Below are 21043 nucleotides of genomic sequence, written 5' to 3' on the forward strand. Positions count from 1 at the left end.
GCAACGATTTGTGATCAGATCTCCGCTGCCAGGCGGCTGCCCTGATCAATCGCCCGCTTGGCATCCAGCTCGGCGGCGACATCGGCACCACCAATCAGGTGCACCGGCAGGCCTGCGGCTTCAAGGCCTGCCTGCAGTTCGCGCAACGGCTCCTGGCCGGCACACACGATGATGGTATCCACCGGCAGCAGCTTGTCTTCGCCCTGCTCCGCGCCCTTGGGCGTAACCGTGATGTGCAGGCCTTCGTCGTCAATCTTGCGGTAAGACACACCCGGAACCATCTGCACATTGCGGTTCTTCAGAGATGTACGGTGAATCCAGCCGGTGGTCTTGCCCAGGTTCTTGCCGACCTTGGAAGCCTTGCGCTGCAGCAGGAACACCTCACGGGCCGGGGCCGGTACTTCCGGCTGTACGCCCTGAATACCACCACGATGCGCCACGGTCAGGTCGACACCCCACTCTTTCATAAAGTGTTCGGTGTTCAGGGACGGCGATTCACCCTGATGCACGATGAATTCGGACACATCAAAGCCGATACCGCCAGCACCGATTACCGCGACACGCTGGCCCACCGGCTTGCGACCCATCAGGGCATCCAGGTAGCCGATCACCTTCGGATGGTCGATACCTTCGATATCCGGGGTGCGGGGCTCGACACCGGTGGCCATAACCACTTCATCGAAGCCACCGGCTTTCAGGTCGTCTGCACTGACCCGGGTGTTCAGGCGGACATCCACGCCGTGCTTGTCGAGCATCACACGGAAATAACGCAGGGTTTCGTAGAACTCTTCCTTACCCGGAATCCGCTTGGCCACGTTGAACTGGCCGCCGATCTCGCTGCCGTCATCAAACACCGTCACCTTGTGGCCACGCTCTGCGGCTACGCTGGCAAAGGCGAGGCCTGCCGGGCCGGCACCCACCACCGCGATGGATTTGGGCTGAGCCGTTTTCACATAGGTCAGCAGGGTTTCGTTACAGGCGCGCGGGTTCACCAGGCAGGTGGTGAGCTTGCCGCTGAAGGTATGGTCCAGGCAGGCCTGGTTACAGCCGATGCAGGTGTTGATTTCCTCGGCACGGTCTTCGGCTGCTTTCAGTACCAGCTCGGCATCCGCCAGGAACGGCCGGGCCATGGAGACCATGTCGGCATCGCCTTCGGCCAGGATCTTCTCGGCCACATCCGGCATGTTGATCCGGTTGGTGGTTACCAGCGGAATGCTTACCTCGCCTTTCAGGTGGGCAGTTACCTTGGTAAAGGCACCGCGGGGTACCGAGGTGGCAATGGTAGGCACACGGGCTTCATGCCAGCCGATACCGGTATTGATAATCGTGGCGCCGGCTTTTTCGATTTCCTTGGCCAGCTGCACCACTTCTTCCCAGGTGCTGCCGTCTTCGATCAGGTCCAGCATGGACAGGCGGTACACAATGATGAAGTTCTCGCCCACCCGCTCACGCACACGGCGCACGATTTCAATCGGCAGGCGAATGCGGTTTTCATAGCTGCCACCCCACTGGTCGGTACGGTGGTTGGTGTGTTTGACGATGAACTGGTTAATAAAATAACCCTCGGAGCCCATAATCTCGACGCCGTCGTAGCCGGCGCGCTGGGCCAGGGCGGCACAGTTCACGTAGTCGTCAATCTGCTTCTGGATACCCGCTTCATCAAGTTCTTTGGGCTTGAACGGGTTGATGGGTGCCTGGATGGCAGAGGGCGCTACCAGCTCCGGAGAATAGGCATAACGGCCAGCGTGCAGGATCTGCATACAGATCTTGCCATCGGCCTCGTGCACGGCCTGGGTGATCACCTTGTGCTTGTCAGACTCTTCCTCGGTGCTCATCTTGGCCGCGTGCTGGAACACCGCGCCTTCGCTGTTGGGGCCGATGCCGCCGGTCACAATCAACCCGGCGCCGCCACGGGCACGCTCGGCATAGAATGCCGCCAGCCGGTCGAAGCCACCCTTCACTTCCTCAAGGCCCGTGTGCATCGAGCCCATCAGCGTACGGTTGCGAAGTTTGGTAAAGCCCAGGTCCAGGGGCTCAAGCAGGTGCGGGTACTTGCTGGTGCCAGGTGTTGCGGTCATTGCGGTGCTCCTCATCGGATTATCAGGCGGGATGTCGAGGCTCCCGTTGTTATGGGCCTACACTACCCAGCACCGAAGGCGCCAACAATATCCAAACCAAACATTTTATTATCTCTGGATAACAGCAATAATACCGATATGCCTGAAGCTAACACCCCAAAACATAACGCCCTCGGCGATATCAGCCTGCTGTATGCGGCAGTACTGCTGCGCGCAACCGAGGCCGAAGGCGGCAATATCGACAAACTGAAAGCCAGGTTCCGGCTAGATGATGCTGCACTGGCCTCGGCTGATGCCCGCATCAGCATCCCCCGTTTTATGCGTCTTGGCCATGCTGCCATCACCGCAACCGGCAACCCCGCCCTGGGCCTGCGCATGGGCGCCCTGACTCGGCCGGTGGACGCCGGCATGGCCGGACTGGCCGCTGAATGTGCAAATTCAGTCAGCCAGGCCTTCCGTAGCCTGATTCGCTATTCCCTGCTCACCAGCCAGAACTCCCGGGGCGAACCCTCGGTCGATGAGTTGCAGCGTACCGTGCGCTTCTACTCGATCCAGCCCTACAACCCGTACAACTACTTTGTGGTGGATTCCATACTGGCCGCATGGACCCAACTGGCCCGGCATATCACCGGCCGCTACGACGTGCTGGAAAAGGTATGGATAGAGTATCCATCCATTAGCCTGGACGACGTGTTCGAAAGCTGGTTTCGCTGCCCGGTGGAGTTCGGCGCCCGGGAGAACGCCATCCGCTTCAAGGAAAGCGTGTGGCAACAAAGCCCGACCCAGGCCCATGAGGGCATGTACGAGAAGCTGTCAGGAGTCTGTGAACGGGAACTGCGACAAATCCGCAAAGGCTGGAGCGTGGCCGACCGGGTGCGCCACCTGTTAACCCCCTTGCTGCGGGGTGAAACGCCTACGCTGGAAACACTCGCTGCCCGGCTGGGCACCACGGCCTGGACCCTGCAACGGCAACTGAGCGCCGAGGGTACCGGGTTCCGGCAACTGCTGGACGACACCCGCAAACAACTGGCAGAGGATTACCTGAAGGAAACCGATACATCACTGGCGGAAATTGCCTGGCTGCTGGGCTTTGCCAACCCACCGGCCTTTCACAAGGCATACCAGCGCTGGCACGGAACAAGCCCGGGCGAACGGCGAAAACAAATCAGGTCAGATAGCTGAGAAAAAGCTGGAAATAAAAAGGGGATATCGAAAACAAGGGGGAGGAGATAAATGGCGGAGCGGACGGGACTCGAACCCGCGACCCCCGGCGTGACAGGCCGGTATTCTAACCAACTGAACTACCGCTCCGCGCGGCGTGCCTGAGCTGTCTTGCGACTGCTCTGTGACAACGAGGGCGCATTATAAAGACGCCCCCGTTTATGTCAACGCTTTTGAAGAACTTTTTTCAGATTTTCAGAAAACCGCCTTACATGGCGTCGACCATCACATCCTTGGTCTGGGCGGTTTTACGGTACTCGATCGGCGTCATGCCAGACCAGCGCTTGAACGCACGGTAAAACGTGCTGGGCTCGGAGAAACCGGTCAGATACACGATCTCGTCGATGGACTCGTCGGTCGTTGCCAGCAGCTGTCGGGCCAGCCGGTAGCGGAAATCCGCCAGCACCTGGTTGAAACTGGTTTCAGCTTCGGTCAGCCGGGTGCGCAGGGTTCTGGGCTTGATACCCAGCCTTTCGGCCACCGCATCCAGTGTCACCTCACCGCTGTCCAGCAGCTCGGCAATAATCCGCTCCACCTGCCCTACGATGTCTTTCTTCTCGAGCCTCGCTACCTGCTCACTGGCAAAACGCTCGTGCAGGGCCAGCAGTTCCGGCTCGGCATGGGGCGAGGCATAGGACAGAATTTCCACCGGGAAGTACAGACGGTTTTCACGGGCGCCGAACACCACATCACAACCGAGCACTTCCTTTGCGTGGTCGATACCTTTTTCCCGCTCATGCTCGAACTCGATGCGGGAGGGATAAAAACGGCCATCGGTGATGGATTTGAAGAAGGTAATCAAGCCCTGCACAAAACACTCGTTGAAGTGCCGCAGCCGGCTGACTTCTTCCGAGGCTGCATCCAGCACCATGCAGGCTTCGTCGCCTTCCACAAAGAAATCGGTATTGGCCGCATCACTCAGCAGGCGCTGATAGTTCTGGGCCCGGCGAAGACCTTCGCCAAAGGTGGGGCTACTCAGGAACAGGTATTCCAGCACCTGCCCTTTGTAGGCCGGCAACAGTGGCCCCAGGTGCAGGCCAATATCTTCATCGCCGGATACATCTTCAACCGCCTGCCAGAAATACAGCTGGGCATTGTGGGGAGTTCGGAGCTGATCGGTATAAACATACTGCTCATCTACACCCAGACGGCTGAAAATAGCATTGGTATCAATGCCCTTTTTCTTCATCGCCTCATAAATCAGGCGCAGCATCACGCCCGCATCACGTAGTTCCTGCATAGAGTCCCGCTTTTTTATTTATCAGTTACCACTTTGACCCACCGGACAGGGTCCGGAGCACGCCGGGTCAATGCCACCTCTGGCCGGGTTTGCCAGACTTTCGTCGTACATTAGAGCATATCAGGCCACGCACGCACAGTTGTACCTGAAACCATTAATAATCGGGAGAAAGCCTTAATGCCGGATTCACTGGTCTACCACAGCGCACCGCCGGCCTTGCTGCCACTGTATGGCAAGGCCCTGCTGCCCAAACAACACAAGCCGGGCGAGCAAACCCGCATTCCGGACCTGCAGGCAGACCTGCTGGGGATTGCCACCAACACTCCGGCCCTGAAAACCTATCAGCGCATATGCGGGTTCAAGCCTGGCTCCCGGGCCCCTATTACCTGGCCTCACATCCTGGCGTTTCCCCTGCACCTGAAGCTGCTGACGGAAAAATCCTTCCCCCTGCCCTTGCTGGGGCTGGTGCACCTGCGCAACACCATCATCCAGCATCGCCCGGTCAGTGCCGGCGAAAACCTGGATATCCGGGTAACGCTGGGCAACCAGCGGCGCACAGACAGGGGCATGGAGTTCGACCTGATTACCGAAGCCCGGGCCGCCGGCAAGCTGATCTGGGAAGAAACCAGCACCAACCTGTTCCGGATGGCCGGCCAGGGAGCTTCCGGAGGCAGCAAGAATCCGCCGCAACTGGACCATTACCCGTTCTCTGAAGCCATCAAGGCGCCGGAAAGCATCGGCCGGCAGTATGCGAAGGTTTCCGGTGACCGTAACCCTATTCACATGCACGCCCTGAGCGCCCGGGCTTTCGGTTTTCCGCGTGCGATTGCCCATGGCATGTGGAGCAAGGCCCACGCGCTGGCACTGCTGGAACAACAGGAAGGCTGGCAGTCAGGGCCCGTGAAGGTCAGCTGCCAGTTCAAGAAGCCGCTGTTCCTGCCCGGCACCGCGCAGCTGAACTGGCGCACCGGGGCAGACGGCTGGGACTATCAGATTCTGAATGCCAAGGGAGACGCGCCCCACCTTACCGGGCGCATAGACTGGCTATAAGGGGTCAGGCTTCGTCGGGGGTGCAGGGTGCGCCCTCGGCGCCTGCAATGGGCAACACAAACCAGAAACAGGCACCATCGCCTTCCTCCGGGCGCTGGTACCCGATATCGCCACCCTGGGCCTGCATCAGCGAGCGACAGGTAGCAAGGCCAATGCCCATACCATCTTCCTTGGTGGTGTAGAACGGGTGGAACAGCTTATCCTCGGCTTCTTCCGGCACACCGACACCGTGGTCACGCACTTCTACCCGAACACACTGCTCGCCACAACGCCGTGCTGAAACCTCCACAGGCTGGGACGATCCGGCACTGCGGGTTGCCTCCAGGGCGTTTCGGATCAGATTCAGGGCCACCTGCTGCACCTGAATGGGGTCTGCCAGTATACCCGGCAGATCGTCGTCTACCCGCACCTCAATGCCGCCTTCGTTGTTGCGCATGTCCACCTCGGCAAACTGCCGGGTGTCCTCCAGCAGCTCGGGCACCGACAATTCTTCCTTGCCAGTGGCAGGCTTTTTCATAAAGCGGCGGATGCGGCGGATAATCTCGCTGGCCCGGTGGGACTGGGCATCGATTTTATCCAGGGTTTCACCCAGCAGCTCAAGGTCAGGCTCGTCCTTGGCCATCATGCGCTTGGAAACCCGGGCGTAGTTGGAAATCGCGGTCAGCGGCTGGTTTACCTCGTGGGCGAAACCGGCGGCCATCTCGCCCATGGTGGTCAGGCGGGAGGTGTGGGCCAGCTGATCGCGCTGCTCCTGCACCAGCTCCCGGGCTTCTTCCAGGGCTTTCTCGCTTTCAAGCTCGGCGGTAATGTCGTGAAACACCACCACAGCGCCATGCAGCTCATCGCCATCAAGCTTCGGGGTGGCCCGGTATTCTGCAGGGAAGCTGCTGCCATCGACTCGCAGCATCTGGATATCCCGCTGGTGTTCGGGCACACCTTTGTTACAGGTCGCCATCACCGGCAGGCTGTCACGGCATTCGTCAGCTGTGGCAAAGTGCAGGTCAAAGAAACATTTGCCGATCAGGTCTTCTACCGGGCGGCCGGCAATCGCGGCGGCAGCCGGGTTGGCAAACTCGATCAGGCCGTTTTCGTCCAGCCCGTAGATGCCTTCGCTGATGGAATCCAGAATGCGGGTCTGGTCGCCCTGCAGTTCCCGGTTACGGGCCTGCAGCTCACGTTCGAGCCGGATAACCCGGGCATGGGTTTTCACCCGGGCGATCACTTCCAGAGACTGGAACGGCTTGGAGATGTAATCGGCCCCACCCAGGGAAAAACCCTTCACCTTGGCCTGCAGGTCGTCCAGGGCGGACAGGAATACCACGGCGATGTCGGCAGTTTCCGGATCGGCCTTCAGGCGCTCGCACACCTCATAGCCATCCATCTCCGGCATCATGATATCCAGCAGGATCACTTCCGGGTGGTGACGGTGGGCCAGGTCCAGTGCTTTCTCGCCTTCGTTGGCAATCAGCAGGCGGTAGCCTTTGTCTTTCAGGGTCTCGTAGAGGACTTTCAGGTTCTGCGGGTTGTCATCAACCAGCAGGACCGTCACCTCTGAGTTCTCACTGACAACTTCAGTCATACAAGCGTGGCCGGTTATAAACGTTCTGGCATGATGACCACAGCAACCGGCTTAGTCGATAAGGTCCTTTACGGACAGAACCATACGCACCAGATGTGCAAGGGAATGTGTACCCATCTTGTGCATAACCCGGGAACGGTGGATTTCCACGGTGCGCTGGCTGATCTCCAGCTCGATGGCAATCACCTTGTTGGCCTGGCCGGCAATCATGCGGTCCATGATTTCGGCTTCCCGCGGGGTCAGGCTTTTCACCCGGCGGATGATTTCCTGTTTTTCGTCCAGGGTCTTGCGCTGCTCGAGGTCCTGCTCCAGGGCCGCCTCGATCTTTTCCAGCAGGGCTTCTTCCCGGTACGGCTTCTGGATGAAGTCCACCGCGCCTTCTTTCATGGCGTCTACCGCCATCGGCACGTCGCCGTGACCGGTCACAAAGATGATGGGCAGAATCGAATGCTTTTCGTTCAGCTTCTTCTGCAACTCCATGCCGTCCATACCCGGCATACGGATATCCAGCACAATGCAGCCGGCCATTTTATCGGAGTAGTCCTTCAGAAAGGCGTTGGCGCTTTCGTAGGTCTTCACCGGCTTGCCATCGGATTTCAGCAACAACTCCAGGGAGTCGCGGACGGCTTCGTCGTCTTCTACCACGTACACAGTTTGCTGGATATCAGTCATGGATCTCTATTCTCCTGTCCGTTTTATTATGGTCCCGGTCAGTGGATGGACGGGTCTTTGTGCTCGTCCCGCGCGTGTTCCTGCCGCTCGTGTTCCCGCATTTTCTCAAGCCGCTGCTGAATAATGCCAAAAACACTCTGCCTGGGATACCGGCCTTTGTCATTCGCCTTGCCGGCGGGCTTGTCCAGCAGCAAGGTAACGGCCTCTTCCACCCGGCTTACCGGGTAAACCGCAAACTGGCCATTGCGCGCAGCCTGCACCACTTCACTGTCGAGCATCAGGTTCTGCACGTTGGTTTCCGGAATGATCACACCCTGGGTGCCGGTCAAACCGCCCTTGAGCTCGCAGGTGGCAAAGAAGCCTTCAATTTTCTCGTTCACACCGCCGATGGGCTGCACCTCGCCAAACTGGTTCACTGAACCGGTAATGGCCAGGTCCTGGCGCACCGGCACACCGGACAACGACGAGATCAGCGCCACCAGCTCTGCCAGCGATGCGCTGTCGCCGTCTACCTCACCATAGTTCTGCTCCATGGTCAGGCTGGCAGACAGGTGCATGGGGTCGTTCACCGCAAAGTAAGACGCCAGCCAGGAGCTGAGAATCATCACGCCCTTGGAGTGAATGTTGCCACCCAGCTTTACGTCCCGCTCGATATCCATCACGGCACCATCACCATAGTAGCAGGTTGCCGTTACCCGGTTAGACAAGCCGAACTCGAAACCGCCGGTAGACAGCACAGACAACGCATTCACCTGCCCCACACAGGTGCCGGAGGTGGTAACCAGCGTGGTGCCGTCGCGGATGGAATCGTAGAACTGGTCACGAATGCGACTGCTGCGGTAACGGGCACTTTCCAGCGCCCGTTCCACGTGCACCTCGGTAATCAGCCGGGCGCCGGCCTGGCGGGCCCAGAAATCCGATTCCCGCAGCAGGTTGGCAATATCCGCGGCATGCAGCGATAACCGGTCCTGGTGGTCGGCCATACGGGCGCTGTGTTCGATTACCCGGGCCACCGCCCTGGTGTTGCAATGCAGCAGTTTCTTTTCCACCACCAGGCTGGCAATAAACTTGGCGTACTGCAGCTGGCTTTCCGCCGTGCGGTACATTTCATTCTCGAAGTCCGCTGTTACCCGGAACAGCTCGGCAAACTCGGAATCGTATTCCTGCAGCAGCATCCAGGTTTCGCGGTCCCCGAACAGCACAATCTTCACGTCCAGCGGCACCGATTCCGCCTCGATGGAAATCGTCCCGGAGAGGGTCAGTTCCCGCTCCAGGGAGTTGATCTGAAGGGTACGGGAGCGCAGCGCCCGCTTCAGGCCATCCCACACGAAGGGCTGCTCCAGTACCTTGATGGCATCCATCAGCAGGTAACCACCGTTGGCCTTGTGCAGGCTGCCGGGGCGAATCAGCGAGAAGTCAGTAAACACCGTGCCCTTGTAGGTGACGTTTTCCACGTAACCGAACAGATTGTGGTAGGTGGGGTTATCTTCCACCACCACGGGTACTTCGTTGCTGGTCTGGTGTACCAGCACATTCACGATGTAGCGGCGGGGTGTTTTCTTGTCCAGCGACGCATAGGCAATGGCCGCCTGTTCTTCGTCGTCTTCCAGGAAGATATCCAGGTTTTCAGCCAGGTCTTTGCGCACCGCTTCCAGGTAGGCCGTTACGTCTGGCAGCTCTTTATACTTGTCTTTCAATTCGTCAATCTGGTGGCCGGAGATGCCTTCCAGGGTTTCCTGGTTCAGGGCCTGCTGTTTCTCGGCGTATTCCTGCTCCCAATCTGCCAGCTTGCGCAGTACCTGCCGGAGTTTCTTCTCCAGCTTGTTGATGACTTCCTCGAACTTGTCCCGCTGCTCCTGGGTCAGGGCCTGGAAGCTTTCCGCCGTGTGGGGCTCTTCGCCATTCATAGCCACCAGCCGGTATCCGCCGGGGGTGCTGATGGTCAGGCGCACTTTCTTGCGCTTGGCCTGGTTGGCCACCTTTTCGAGTTCGTCTTCCTGCAGCTTGACGTAGTCGTTCTTCAGCTGCTCGGCGCGCTCCAGAAAACTGTCGCCCTCGAAGGTCTGGGGAATCATCTTCACCAGCCGGGCCATCAGCTTTTCCATGTCCTGCTTCAGCTGGGTGCCCTTGCCAGAGGGCAGCTTCAGCAACTTCGGATTACGGGGCTCTTCGAAATTGGCCACGTAACACCAGTCATGGCTTTGCTGTTCGGTGTCTACATGGTGCTCCAGGTAGCGCAGCATCATGGTGCGCTTGCCCAACCCGTTCCGGCCTACCGCATACACGTTGTAACCACCGTGGGGCATGGCCAGTGCGAAGCGCACGGCTTCCTGGGCACGGTTCTGGCCGACGATCTCAGCCAGCGGCTCCAGTTGCCGGGTGGTTTTGAATGGCAGCTCTTTCAGAACACAGGATTTGTAGAGTTGGTGCAGCGGCAATGACTTCAAGTTTGCTTCCCGTCGACATCGTTTTGAATGGTTTTGAACCCGCCATTGTAGTGTTTGCCAGACAGACTGTCGCCTACCGGTTCCGGTTTTATCCGATCAGGCCGGAGCAACTGCCGGGTGAGACGCCAGTCACACTTTTCATGTTGATCAATTTTCAGACAACCCGGTGCTGGCTACACTTGAGGGTCCGGATGGCTTCCGGAAACAACAAAGACAAAAAGACAGTGGATGCAGCCATGGCAAGTAAGCCCTCAGATCGCCGAATCAAGGAACGGTTTCCCGCCACCTGCCTGAACGTGCAGCTCAGTGAACGCGGCTTTTTTGGCCGTGGCAAGAACCCGGTGGCGGTGAACTGCCTGGATATGAACCGCTACGGCATGGCGGTTCAGTGCCCCCGGCCGGTCGAACCCGGCGCCCGCCTGTACCTGCAAATCCGCGGCAAATACATTAACGAACCCCGCGTGGCGGCCCGGGTGGTCCGCTGCCAGCCATGGCGCACCGGCTTCCGGGTGAGCGTTCAGTTCAGTTACTGCCTGGACCAGAAACGCTATTCCCGGGCCGTCGACAACGCCCTGTCACGCATTGAAGGCTTTTACAGCCGCCTGGCCGGCTAGGCCACCGCCTGCCCGCTTACCCGGTTCTACCAATCCACTGCACCAGGTCCTCGAACACCATGGGCCGGGCAAAGTAGTAGCCCTGGAAGCTCTCGCAACCATGGCTCTTCAGGTAGCAAAACTGCTCCTGGGTTTCCACGCCTTCGGCCACCACGTTCAGCCCCATTTCCCGGGCGAGGGTAATCACACCCTTGCACACCGCCGCGTCTTTCTCGTTGGTGGTGACGTTGTCTACAAAGCTGCGGTCGATCTTGATGTTGTCCACCGGCAGGTCTTTCAGGTAACTGAAACTGGAAAAACCGGTGCCAAAATCATCAATGGCCGTGGCAACCCCCATGTCGTTCAGGGCATTGAGGATATCAATGGCGCCTTCGCTGTCTTTCATCAGGATGCCTTCGGTCAGCTCCAGCTCCAGGTGTTCCGGTGCAAGACCGGTGTCTTCCAGAATCGACCTGAGCACCGTCAAAAAGCCCGGGCGGTGGAACTGCAGCGGCGACAGGTTCACCGCCATACGGCCCTTCAGCAGCCCCATCTCCAGCAACCGCCGTGCATCTTTACACGCCTGGGTGGTTACCCACTTACCCAGGTGGGCAATCTGGCCGGTTTCCTCGGCTACGGGAATAAAGTCTGCCGGTGAGATAAAGCCTTTCTCCGGATGCTTCCATCGAACCAGCGCCTCCAGGCCGCAAAGGTGACCGTCCTGATCCACCTGGGGCTGGTAATTCAGGAACAGCTGGCCGGTTTTGATGGCTTCCTGTAATTCATTACGCAACTCCACACGCTTGGACAGCTTGGAATCCAGGTCTTCGGAGTACACCACATAGGTATCACGCCCCTGCTGCTTGGCCTTGTACATGGCCATATCAGCCTGCTGAATCAGCTTTTCCGGCCCGGTGGACTGCTTGTCCAGCAAGCTGATGCCGATGCTGGCAGAAATATAAAGTTCATGACTGCCCACCTGATGAGGGTCCGCAATGCTATCCAGAATCCGGTTTGCCACTTCGTCAGCCTGGGCCGGGGAGGTCAGGTCAGGTAACAGCAACACAAACTCGTCGCCTCCAAAACGGGCCAGCGTATCTTCCGGCCGGGTTACCAGCTCCAACCGCCTGGCAATGCTGATCAGCAGGCCGTCCCCCACTTTGTGGCCAAGAGCATCATTGATCGGCTTGAATTCATCCAGGTCTACAAACAGCACGGCCAGCTGTTGATCATTCCTCTGGGCCAGCGCCACGTCGTGAGTAAGCCGATCTTCAAACAGGCTGCGGTTACCCAACCCGGTCAACACGTCGTGAGTAGCCTGATAGGCAAGTCGGTTTTCCTGCTCTTTCTTCTCCGAGATGTCGGTCATGATGGCGGTAAAGTGGGTAACCCGGTCATCGTCATCTTTCACTGGCGCCAGCGCGACATGGTTCCAGAACGGCGTTTCGTCCCGACGATAGCTTTTCAAGGTGACACTGGCTGCACGCCCAAACCGAACCGCGGTCCAGATAGCGTCCATATCGCTCTCTTCGGTTTCCGGGCCGGTGAGCTGCTTTACCGGCGCTCCGATCACTTCCTCGCGGGAATATCCCGTGATGGCCGTGAACGCAGAGTTCACGAACACCACCGGCATGTGGCTTTCCCGCACATCAACCACCACCACAGCGTTCTCGCTGGACTCCAGGCTGCGCTGCAGAATCCTCTGGTTTTCCTGTGCCTGGTGCCGGTCGGTTACATCCTTCACCAAGGCAAAGACACCCACTACCCCTGCATCCACCACAATCGGAACAAACGCACATTCATAGTTCCTGCGTTTGCCCAGGGCGTTCAGAAAGGCCACTTCAAAGGTCTGAGGATGGCCTGCCACGGTATTCTGAAAGGCCGTATCAAACACAACAAAGTCGGCCTCATCCATAGCGCCTTGAGTCAGAACATCCTGGTAACGGGTAACCCCCAGATCCCGGTTGGTAAAACCCACGATCTTCTGGGCTACCGGGTTAACCGCCTGGTAAACCCCTTCGCGGTCGAAGGCAAACACTGCATCCGGCGACTGGGAGAACAACGACCGGAAGCGTTGCTCTGCCACGTTGATTTCCCTGGCCTGCCGTTTCTGCAAGCCCAACAGGCTGCGCCCCATAATCAGCATGTAACTCATCAACAGCCCGAAACCAAACAGTGCCGGCGGCAGCATTCCCCGCAGAGAAAGTACCGATGCCGGGCCAGCCGTGGCACTGAGCACAAGGTCCGGGCCGTTGGGAATGTTTACTGGCACATGCTCGTAAACCTCATGTTCCAGGTGATGAAGTGCAATAGCTCGCTCCACAGCCGGGCTGTCCGCTCCCTCAAGCCGGATCTCGAAATCGTAATAGTCCCTGGATGATTCAAGCGCCAGCAACTCCGCCACATCAAATACCGCGAGGAAATACGCACCCGAATTCAGGTCTGGCCGCACCAGGGCGATCGCCGAAAACGGCTTAGCCGGGTCCGGGAATATCCAGGCGCTGGCCAACCGTTCGTCGCGCGCTTTGCGAACCCAACCCAACACTTCCGGGTTGACGGTCTGATCCATCACCCACAGCAGATCCTCAGGGTTACGACTCCGCCGCCACACCGGAGACCGACCATCCCGGAACAACACCAGGGACTTCAGGGCCGGCGTATCTTTGAAATACCAGCGCGTTTCGGTTTGCTCGAGAGCTTCAGGCACTTCAAAGCCCAACGACGCCCACCGGTTGGCCAGCCGATCAATCAACGCGACGGAGGACTGCAACTCCAGTTTTAGCTCGCTGGCATAGTACTGAATGGTAGAGCGGGCGATGTGGTGTCGCTCTTCATGGGTGCCCCAACTGGCAATGACCGACAACACAAACGTGCCAAATACGCCAGCCACCCCAGCAACTACGCCGTCTCGTCGCAGCATGAACGGCTTATTGGGATTGAGCTGGGCCAGGATAATCAACGCGATGCCAAACCCCAGGCAGAACAACCCGGCAATCAGCGAAAAACCTTCAACCAGACCGCCCGGAGCACCCAACAGGCCCGGGCGGACATTCTCCAGCACCGCATAGGAGCCAATGGCCAAGCCAAAACAACCGGCCAGCAAGGCATACAACCGCCCTGCTGCCCCGCGCAGCCCGATGAGAGATACGCTGGCCAGCACCAGCACGGCGACTGCAGGCAGGTTCATCAGCCGGGACTGTCCACTGAGCAGCGACACCGCTGAGCCGTCCCCGCTATCCAGTAGGTTGTGGCCCAGACTGTATGCACCCAGGCCCACCAGCATTATCCCGAACGCGAGTTGCCAGAGGCGCTTTCGAAAGAAAATAGCAGTCATTGCCCCTGCACCGGCAATAATCGCCAGCGCCCCCTCTGCCGTAAGCATCAGGCTCTGAGGCATCGGCACCATCGGGAAGGCTGTGATAATTAATGCCAGGACGCCGGCCTGAAGGCCGCACAGAAAGAGAATCAGTAAGCAGGCCTGGAGCCTGAGGTCGCGAGTTGGCTGTGGCATGAAAAAACTTTGTTGTCGCCCGGAAGTAAGGAGAAATTAACAAGTTACTAGCACCTGAATACTAGCAGTTGATTTTAGCCAATTCCGTTGTTTCCTTGTTACCGAATAGCCCTCCTCGCCTATCGGCGGTGGCCGGCAGCAATTAAACGCCGTTGCGCCGGGGTTTTCAGATAATTCCGGCATCCAGGCTGGCCGCCACAAACAGCCCCAGCTCTTCACACTGGTCGGCAAATTCGGGCTGGTAGTCACCCCGGCACAGGAGGGGCTCCTGGATGAGCTTCCAGCGCAAGCCAGTGGTGATGCTGTCTATGGCGCGGCGTGTGCCGGTGCCGTCGTGGCCGGCGCGGATATAGAAAGTAAAAGGCAGGCCCTGGGTTCTTTCCAGGCAGGGGTAATAGCTACGGTCAAAGAAGTCTTTGAGGGCACCGGACATATAACCGAGGTTTTCGGTGGTGCCGAGGATGATGGCGTCGCAGGCGAGGACATCTTCGGGGCCGGCTTCGAGCGGCGCTTTCACCACCACTTCCACCGCTTCAATATCCGGGTTACGGGCGCCCTTTTCCACGGACTCCCGTAACCGCAGGGTATTGGGAGACGGTGCATGGGCTACTATCAACAGTCGCTTCATGTAACGCCTCCCGGGGTCTTACTTAGAGCAATTCACCGTTCGCTTCCACCGGCGCTTCTGCCGCTTCTTTCTTCACCGGCTTGGGCATCAGCTTGTCACGAACCTTGGCTTCGATTTCGTTGGCGATGTCCATATTCTCTTCCAGGAACTTGCAGGCATTGGCCTTGCCCTGGCCGATCTTGTCGCCGTTGTAGGCGTACCAGGCACCGGATTTGTCGACGAAGCCTTCTTTCACACCCATGTCCAGAACTTCGGCCATGTGGTAGATGCCCTTGCCGTACATGATCTGGAACTCGGCCTGTTTGAACGGCGGCGACACCTTGTTCTTGACGACTTTTACGCGGGTTTCGTTACCTACCACTTCGTCGCCGTCCTTCACCGCACCGATGCGGCGGATGTCCAGGCGTACGGAAGAGTAGAATTTCAGGGCGTTACCGCCGGTGGTGGTCTCTGGGCTGCCGAACATCACACCAATCTTCATACGAATCTGGTTGATGAACACCATCAGGCAGTTGGCATGCTTCACGTTACCGGTCAGCTTACGCAGCGCCTGGGACATCAAACGGGCCTGCAGGCCTACGTGGCTGTCGCCCATTTCGCCTTCGATTTCCGCTTTCGGAGTCAGGGCCGCTACCGAGTCGACGATGATGACGTCGATGGCATTGGAGCGTACCAGCATGTCAGCGATTTCCAGGGCCTGCTCGCCGGTGTCCGGCTGGGAGACCAGCAGGTCGTCGACGTTTACGCCCAGTTTTTCAGCGTAGATAGGGTCCAGTGCGTGCTCGGCGTCGATGAAGGCACAGGTTTTGCCGGCTTTCTGCGCTTCGGCGATCACTTGCAGGGTCAGGGTGGTTTTACCGGAGCTTTCCGGGCCGTAGATCTCTACAATCCGGCCATACGGCAAGCCACCAATACCCAGGGCCACGTCCAGCCCCAGGGAGCCGGTGGATACCGCAGGAATGGCTTCACGGGGCTGGTCGCCCATTTTCATCACGGCGCCCTTGCCGAACTGGCGTTCAATCTGGCCCAGTGCTGCGCTGAGTGCTTTCTTGCGGTTGTCTTCCATTGTTACCTGCCCCTCACTATTCGATATGACGACACCGGAGGTGTATCCAGTGTTTTCCTGTATATTTGAACAGTATTAAAACATAAGCCTTGGCACAGACCAACCCCTGCCGGGGTGAAAAACATCACAGTGTTTTCAGAAACTCCGTAACCCCTTGCAACACATACAAAACCGATCGCCGGCGTACCTGTTCCCGGTCGCCGTCAAAGTGCTGAACACGGGTTTGCGTGTTGTCCGGGCCGGTACCCCAGGCAAACCATACCGTGCCCACAGGCTTTTCCACGCTGCCGCCGCCGGGGCCGGCAACGCCGCTGATGGCCACGGCCACATCCACACCGGTGGCGCGAACGGCACCGGCCACCATCTGGCGCACCACCGGTTCGCTGACAGCGCCATGTTCGGCCAGCGCCTTTTCTTCCACGCCCAGAATGGCCTGTTTGGCCTCGTTGCTGTAGGTCACCAGCCCGGCCATCACATAGGCAGAGGAACCCGCCCTGTCTGTCAGCACCTTGGCCACCCAGCCACCGGTGCAGCTTTCAGCGGTGGCCATGGTTCTGCCTTGCTGCATCAACAAGTCTCCCAGCGCATTGCCGGCGGTTTCCATTTGCTGATCGGTTGCTTGCATAGCCGTCTCCAAGCTTCTGTTGCCAAACCCTTCGTTTCATCCCGGGCGTTATTTTCTTACAATCCCCGCTTTGACCCAAACGCACGATCAACCGGACGCTTCCATGCCTGCAACCCAGACCGATCTTTCCAAGCATACCCCCATGATGCAGCAGTACCTGAAGATCAAGCGGGAGCACCCGAACGAGCTGGTGTTCTACCGCATGGGTGACTTCTACGAGCTGTTTTATGACGATGCCAAAAAAGCGGCCGAGTTGCTGGACATTACCCTGACCGCCCGGGGACAGTCCGGTGGCAACCCTATTCCCATGGCCGGCGTGCCTTTCCACGCTGCTGAAGGCTACATTGCCCGCATGGTGCGCGCAGGTCAATCCATCGCTATTGCTGAACAAATTGGCGATCCGGCCACCAGCAAGGGGCCGGTGGAGCGGAAGGTGGTGCGCATTGTTACCCCCGGCACCCTCAGCGATGAAGCCTTCCTGGAAGACCGCCGCGACAACCTGCTGGCGGCTATTTTCAGCCATAAAGAGCAGTTCGGCTTTGCCTCGCTGGATATTTCCAGTGGTCGCTTTGCGGTGTCTGAACTTGACAGCCTGGAAGCCCTGCAGGGGGAACTGCAGCGGCTACGCCCGGCCGAGATCCTGATCAGCGAAGACTTCCCCTTCGGTGACCTGCTGGAAGGCTTCACCGGTGTCCGCCGGCAAGGCCCCTGGCTGTTCGAGCTGGATTCGGCCCGGCGGGTGATTACCCAGCAGCTACAGGTGCGTGACCTCACCGGTTTTGGCTGCGAAGACCTGCACCTAGCCATTTGTGCCGCCGGCTGCCTGCTGCAGTACGCCCGGGAAACCCAGCGCACCGCCCTGCCCCACATTCGCAAACTGACCCGGGAGCGCCGGGAAGACGCAGTGATTCTGGATGCCGCCAGCCGCCGTAACCTGGAAATCGACACCAACCTGATGGGCGGCCAGCAATACACCCTAGCCTGGGTGATGGACCGCACGGCCACCGCCATGGGTGCCCGGGAATTGCGCCGCTGGCTGAACCGCCCGCTGCGGAATGTGGAAGTGGTCCAGCAACGCCAGCAGTCAGTCTCGGCCCTGCTGGACGGTTTTCACTATGAACCGGTGCACGACCTGCTCAAGCGTGTGGGCGACATCGAACGGATCCTGGCGCGGGTAGCCCTGCGCTCGGCCCGGCCCCGGGACCTCGCCCGCCTGCGGGATGCTTTCCAGACCCTGCCAGAGCTTCAGGAAGCCCTGAAGCCGGTTAATTCCAGCCATGTAGCACAGCTGGCCGGAACCATTGGCGAATACCCGGAGCTTGCTGACTTGCTGGAGCGGGCCATCATCGAAAACCCGCCGGTGGTGATCCGCGAGGGGGGCGTGATAGCCGAGGGCTTCGATGAAGAGCTGGGCGAGCTGCGCAACATCAGCGAGAACGCAGGCCAGTACCTGCTGGATGTGGAAACCCGGGAGCGGGAGCGTACCGGCATCTCTACCCTGAAAGTGGGCTACAACCGGGTACACGGCTATTACATTGAAATCAGCCGGGGCCAGTCTGCCCAGGCGCCGGTAGATTACATTCGCCGCCAGACCCTGAAAAACGCCGAACGCTTTATTACGCCCGAACTGAAAGAGTTCGAAGACAAGGCCCTGAGTGCCAAGAGCCGCGCCCTGGCCCGGGAAAAAGGCCTGTATGACGACGTTCTGGAAACCGTCGCCGAACAACTGGCGCCGCTGCAGGATGCCGCCCAGGCCCTGGCCGAGCTGGATGTGCTCAGCAACTTTGCCGAGCGCGCCACCAGCCTGCGCTTTACCGCACCGGAGTTTACTGACCAGCCCGGTTTTGATGTGGAAGAAGGTCGCCATCCGGTGGTGGAGCAACTGCTGGACGAGCCTTTTGTGCCCAACAACCTGCTGATGGACACCAAGCGCCGGATGCTGGTGATTACCGGCCCCAACATGGGCGGTAAGTCCACCTACATGCGCCAGGCCGCCCTGATTGCCCTGCTGGCCTACACTGGCAGCTTCGTGCCCGCCAACCGGGCGGTGCTGGGGCCAGTAGACCGGATTTTCACCCGCATGGGCTCTTCCGACGACATCGCCGGTGGCCGCTCTACGTTCATGGTGGAGATGACCGAAACCGCCAACATCCTGCACAACGCCACCGAACACAGCCTGGTGCTTATGGACGAAGTGGGCCGGGGCACCAGCACCTTCGACGGCCTGTCCCTGGCCTGGGCCACGGCAGAGCACCTGGCGAAGGACATTTGCTGCTACACCCTGTTCGCCACCCACTACTTCGAGCTGACACAACTGGCGGATGACCTGGAACATGCGGTAAACGTGCACCTGACTGCCACGGAGCATGATGATTCCATCGTGTTCCTGCACAATGTGCATGACGGCCCCGCCAGCCAGAGCTATGGCTTGCAGGTGGCCAAGCTTGCCGGCGTGCCGCAGGATGTTATCCGTAACGCCAAGGCCCAGCTGGCACACCTGGAAGGCAGTGCCAGCCCGTCAGCGCCGGCCCCGGAGCATGTGCATGAACCGGCACCGAAAGCCGTCACACAACCGACCAGCGCGGAAACGGTTTATCAGGGTGATATGTTCGCCATGGCGGAGCCAAGCGCGGTGGAAGAGGCCTTACAGCAGCTGGATGTTGATGGCCTGTCGCCCCGGGAGGCCCTGAACCAGCTGTATGAACTGCGGGCATTATTGAAGAAATAACAGAAAACTGGGCCAAACTTGATCTGTGTAATAAGGTTATAGCAGCCCAACGCTTGCGGCTTCGGGGGCCGCTCCCTACAATATCGCGCACAAAATTATAGATGGGGCCGGATTTTCAGGGCTCCTGATGAGACTGAATGTTCTACGAACCAGGGATCTGACTATGGCGTTTATCGTTACTGATAACTGCATCAAGTGCAAATACACCGACTGCGTGGAAGTGTGTCCGGTAGACTGCTTCTATGAAGGCCCCAACTTTCTGGTGATCGACCCGGACGAGTGCATCGATTGCGCCCTGTGCGAGCCCGAGTGCCCGGCGGAAGCCATCTTCTCTGAAGACGAACTGCCTGCAGGCCAGGAAGCCTTCGTTGAGATCAACGCGGACCTGGCCGGCAAGTGGCCGAATATCACCGAGAAGAAAGACCCGCTGCCAGACGCCGACGAGTGGGACGGCCAGCCCGACAAGCTCCAGTACCTGGAGCGCTGAGGCCAAACGCTGTCAGCAGCTGCGAAAAAGCCGGAAGAGCGATCCTCTTCCGGCTTTTTTATTTCAGGCCTGTGCAGCCCGGCTTACCCCTCTGCCAGCAACTTCTTCGCGGCAGCAGACTTGTAGAAGCTTCCCAGCCTTCTGCGCACCAATGCCTCCATATAACCTTCCTTGTGCAGCACATCGATAATCGGCAGGCCGAGCTCGGCAATTTCCGTAACAATCACTTCCCGGGTCACCCCGATATCATTCAGCAGGTCCATCACCGGCCGGTCGCCATACTTGGCAAACAGGTGCTCGACCACGGCCCGGGCGCAGCCTTCAAAGTAGGCGGTTTTACGGAAGTTCAGCCAGAAGTCATAACCCAGTACCACAAACTCCTGTAGCTCCACCTCACCCAGCCCGTCCTGGAGCTCGGCAATGGTCTGGTTCTCCAGCGATACCCAGGCCGCCATCACGCTGTCGCGCAATTCATCGTCGGTCAGTGCCCGGTGCAGGAACTGCTCGCTGCGTACAATCAGCCCCGGCAAGCTCTCTGCCAGCCAGGCCTTGATGCGACGTTCGAAGGTTTCATCCAGCCCCGGCACGGCCTTGTTGGCCATTTTCTTGCCGAACTTCATCACCGAACCCACTCCCGGCACCGAGCGGGTAATCAGGTTATCTTCATAAAGGTAATTCACCAGCCCGTGGTACACCACGTTCGACACCAGCTCCTGGTACACCGGGTGCGCCATGATCTCGCTGATGATCCGCTCCCGCTGCTGGCGCAGCTCCAGGGCCTCTTCAATAAAGCCGCTGGCCTGCTCCCGTGACAGGATTTCGCCCAGCGTGGTGTCTGCCTGAACCGGTGCCTTGAGCACTTCTGCCGCCATCTCCGCAGCCAGTTCCGGAATGCCGGCATCCAGTTCCATGTTCACGGCGATGCGCTTGATCACGCCCATTACCTGCTCGGGGCTGATCAGCCGGCCCAGCGGCACTTTTTCGGCATAGCCAAGCAATTCATCCACTTCCTGTTCCAGGAACTTCTTCAGCTTGGCGCCTTTGAGGGCGGCCACTTCGTGCTTTACGTGGGCTTCAAACAGGGTATCGACAAGACTGGGGGCAGTTTTGCTCATAGA

15 protein-coding genes and 1 tRNA gene are annotated in these 21043 nt (G+C 59.0%); 5 read left to right on the plus strand and 11 right to left on the minus strand.

What is annotated here, in order from left to right:
* Nucleotides 1-14: 14 nt before the first annotated feature.
* Nucleotides 15-2078, minus strand: a complete 2064-nt coding sequence (locus tag LWH94_RS10665) for an NADPH-dependent 2,4-dienoyl-CoA reductase (protein WP_022989388.1) — start codon at nt 2076-2078, stop codon at nt 15-17.
* Nucleotides 2079-2216: 138 nt separating this feature from the next.
* Here LWH94_RS10665 and LWH94_RS10670 point away from each other — a divergent pair, with 138 nt between their 5' ends.
* Nucleotides 2217-3260 carry an AraC family transcriptional regulator gene (locus tag LWH94_RS10670; protein ID WP_232902200.1) on the plus strand — a complete coding sequence of 348 codons (1044 nt, stop codon included), beginning with the start codon at nt 2217-2219 and terminating at the stop codon, nt 3258-3260.
* Nucleotides 3261-3312: 52 nt separating this feature from the next.
* Here LWH94_RS10670 and LWH94_RS10675 read toward each other — a convergent pair.
* Both LWH94_RS10675 and LWH94_RS10680 read right to left on the minus strand, forming a co-directional pair.
* Nucleotides 3313-3389: transfer RNA gene (locus tag LWH94_RS10675), tRNA-Asp, on the minus strand.
* Between the two features lie 118 nt (nt 3390-3507).
* Nucleotides 3508-4539: an AraC family transcriptional regulator gene (locus tag LWH94_RS10680; RefSeq protein WP_232902201.1), complete on the minus strand. Its 1032-nt coding sequence runs from the start codon at nt 4537-4539 to the stop codon at nt 3508-3510.
* Between the two features lie 177 nt (nt 4540-4716).
* Here LWH94_RS10680 and LWH94_RS10685 point away from each other — a divergent pair, with 177 nt between their 5' ends.
* Nucleotides 4717-5589 carry a MaoC family dehydratase gene (locus LWH94_RS10685; RefSeq protein ID WP_232902202.1) on the plus strand — a complete coding sequence of 291 codons (873 nt, stop codon included), beginning with the start codon at nt 4717-4719 and terminating at the stop codon, nt 5587-5589.
* A gap of 4 nt (nt 5590-5593) precedes the next feature.
* On the opposite strand, the gene LWH94_RS10690 is transcribed toward LWH94_RS10685, so the two are convergent.
* Genes LWH94_RS10690 through LWH94_RS10700 form a run of 3 tightly spaced genes read right to left on the minus strand, consistent with a single transcriptional unit; the run spans nt 5594 to nt 10287 of the window.
* The gene (locus LWH94_RS10690; protein WP_232902203.1) at nt 5594-7168 is read right to left on the minus strand and encodes a response regulator; all 1575 of its coding nucleotides are present in this window, start codon (nt 7166-7168) and stop codon (nt 5594-5596) included.
* Nucleotides 7169-7219: 51 nt separating this feature from the next.
* Nucleotides 7220-7840, minus strand: a complete 621-nt coding sequence (gene fixJ, locus LWH94_RS10695; RefSeq protein ID WP_058341163.1) for a response regulator FixJ — start codon at nt 7838-7840, stop codon at nt 7220-7222.
* Between the two features lie 38 nt (nt 7841-7878).
* Nucleotides 7879-10287 carry a Lon protease family protein gene (locus tag LWH94_RS10700; RefSeq protein WP_232902204.1) on the minus strand — a complete coding sequence of 803 codons (2409 nt, stop codon included), beginning with the start codon at nt 10285-10287 and terminating at the stop codon, nt 7879-7881.
* 236 nt (nt 10288-10523) lie between these two features.
* Between LWH94_RS10700 and LWH94_RS10705 the strand changes: the two genes are divergently transcribed.
* Nucleotides 10524-10901: a PilZ domain-containing protein gene (locus LWH94_RS10705; RefSeq protein WP_036219667.1), complete on the plus strand. Its 378-nt coding sequence runs from the start codon at nt 10524-10526 to the stop codon at nt 10899-10901.
* A 16-nt stretch (nt 10902-10917) separates the two neighbouring features.
* Here LWH94_RS10705 and LWH94_RS10710 read toward each other — a convergent pair whose 3' ends face one another.
* From LWH94_RS10710 to LWH94_RS10725, 4 genes are all read right to left on the minus strand, one after another.
* Entirely contained in the window at nt 10918-14391 is a 3474-nt protein-coding gene (locus LWH94_RS10710; protein ID WP_232902205.1) for an EAL domain-containing protein, read from the minus strand.
* A 166-nt stretch (nt 14392-14557) separates the two neighbouring features.
* Entirely contained in the window at nt 14558-15019 is a 462-nt protein-coding gene (locus tag LWH94_RS10715) for a flavodoxin family protein (RefSeq protein ID WP_199457251.1), read from the minus strand.
* A gap of 22 nt (nt 15020-15041) precedes the next feature.
* Nucleotides 15042-16085, minus strand: coding sequence for a recombinase RecA (recA, locus tag LWH94_RS10720; RefSeq protein WP_058341159.1), 1044 nt, complete (start codon nt 16083-16085; stop codon nt 15042-15044).
* A gap of 124 nt (nt 16086-16209) precedes the next feature.
* Complete coding sequence (locus LWH94_RS10725) at nt 16210-16710, minus strand: CinA family protein (protein WP_269802564.1); 501 nt, start codon at nt 16708-16710, stop codon at nt 16210-16212.
* 103 nt (nt 16711-16813) lie between these two features.
* On the opposite strand from LWH94_RS10725, the gene mutS reads away from it, so the two are divergent.
* Both mutS and fdxA read left to right on the plus strand, forming a co-directional pair.
* Nucleotides 16814-19438 carry a DNA mismatch repair protein MutS gene (mutS, locus tag LWH94_RS10730; protein WP_232902206.1) on the plus strand — a complete coding sequence of 875 codons (2625 nt, stop codon included), beginning with the start codon at nt 16814-16816 and terminating at the stop codon, nt 19436-19438.
* A gap of 163 nt (nt 19439-19601) precedes the next feature.
* On the plus strand, nt 19602-19925 hold the full coding sequence (gene fdxA / locus LWH94_RS10735) for a ferredoxin FdxA (RefSeq protein WP_022989403.1): 324 nt from the start codon (nt 19602-19604) through the stop codon (nt 19923-19925).
* Nucleotides 19926-20008: 83 nt separating this feature from the next.
* Here fdxA and LWH94_RS10740 read toward each other — a convergent pair whose 3' ends face one another.
* Nucleotides 20009-21040 (minus strand): hypothetical protein, encoded by a 1032-nt coding sequence (locus tag LWH94_RS10740; RefSeq protein ID WP_232902207.1) that lies wholly within the window; start codon nt 21038-21040, stop codon nt 20009-20011.
* Between the last annotated feature and the right edge of the window lie 3 nt (nt 21041-21043).

Origin of the sequence: Marinobacter sp. G11, from assembly GCF_021282325.1 — a bacterium.
GTDB lineage: Bacteria > Pseudomonadota > Gammaproteobacteria > Pseudomonadales > Oleiphilaceae > Marinobacter > Marinobacter vinifirmus.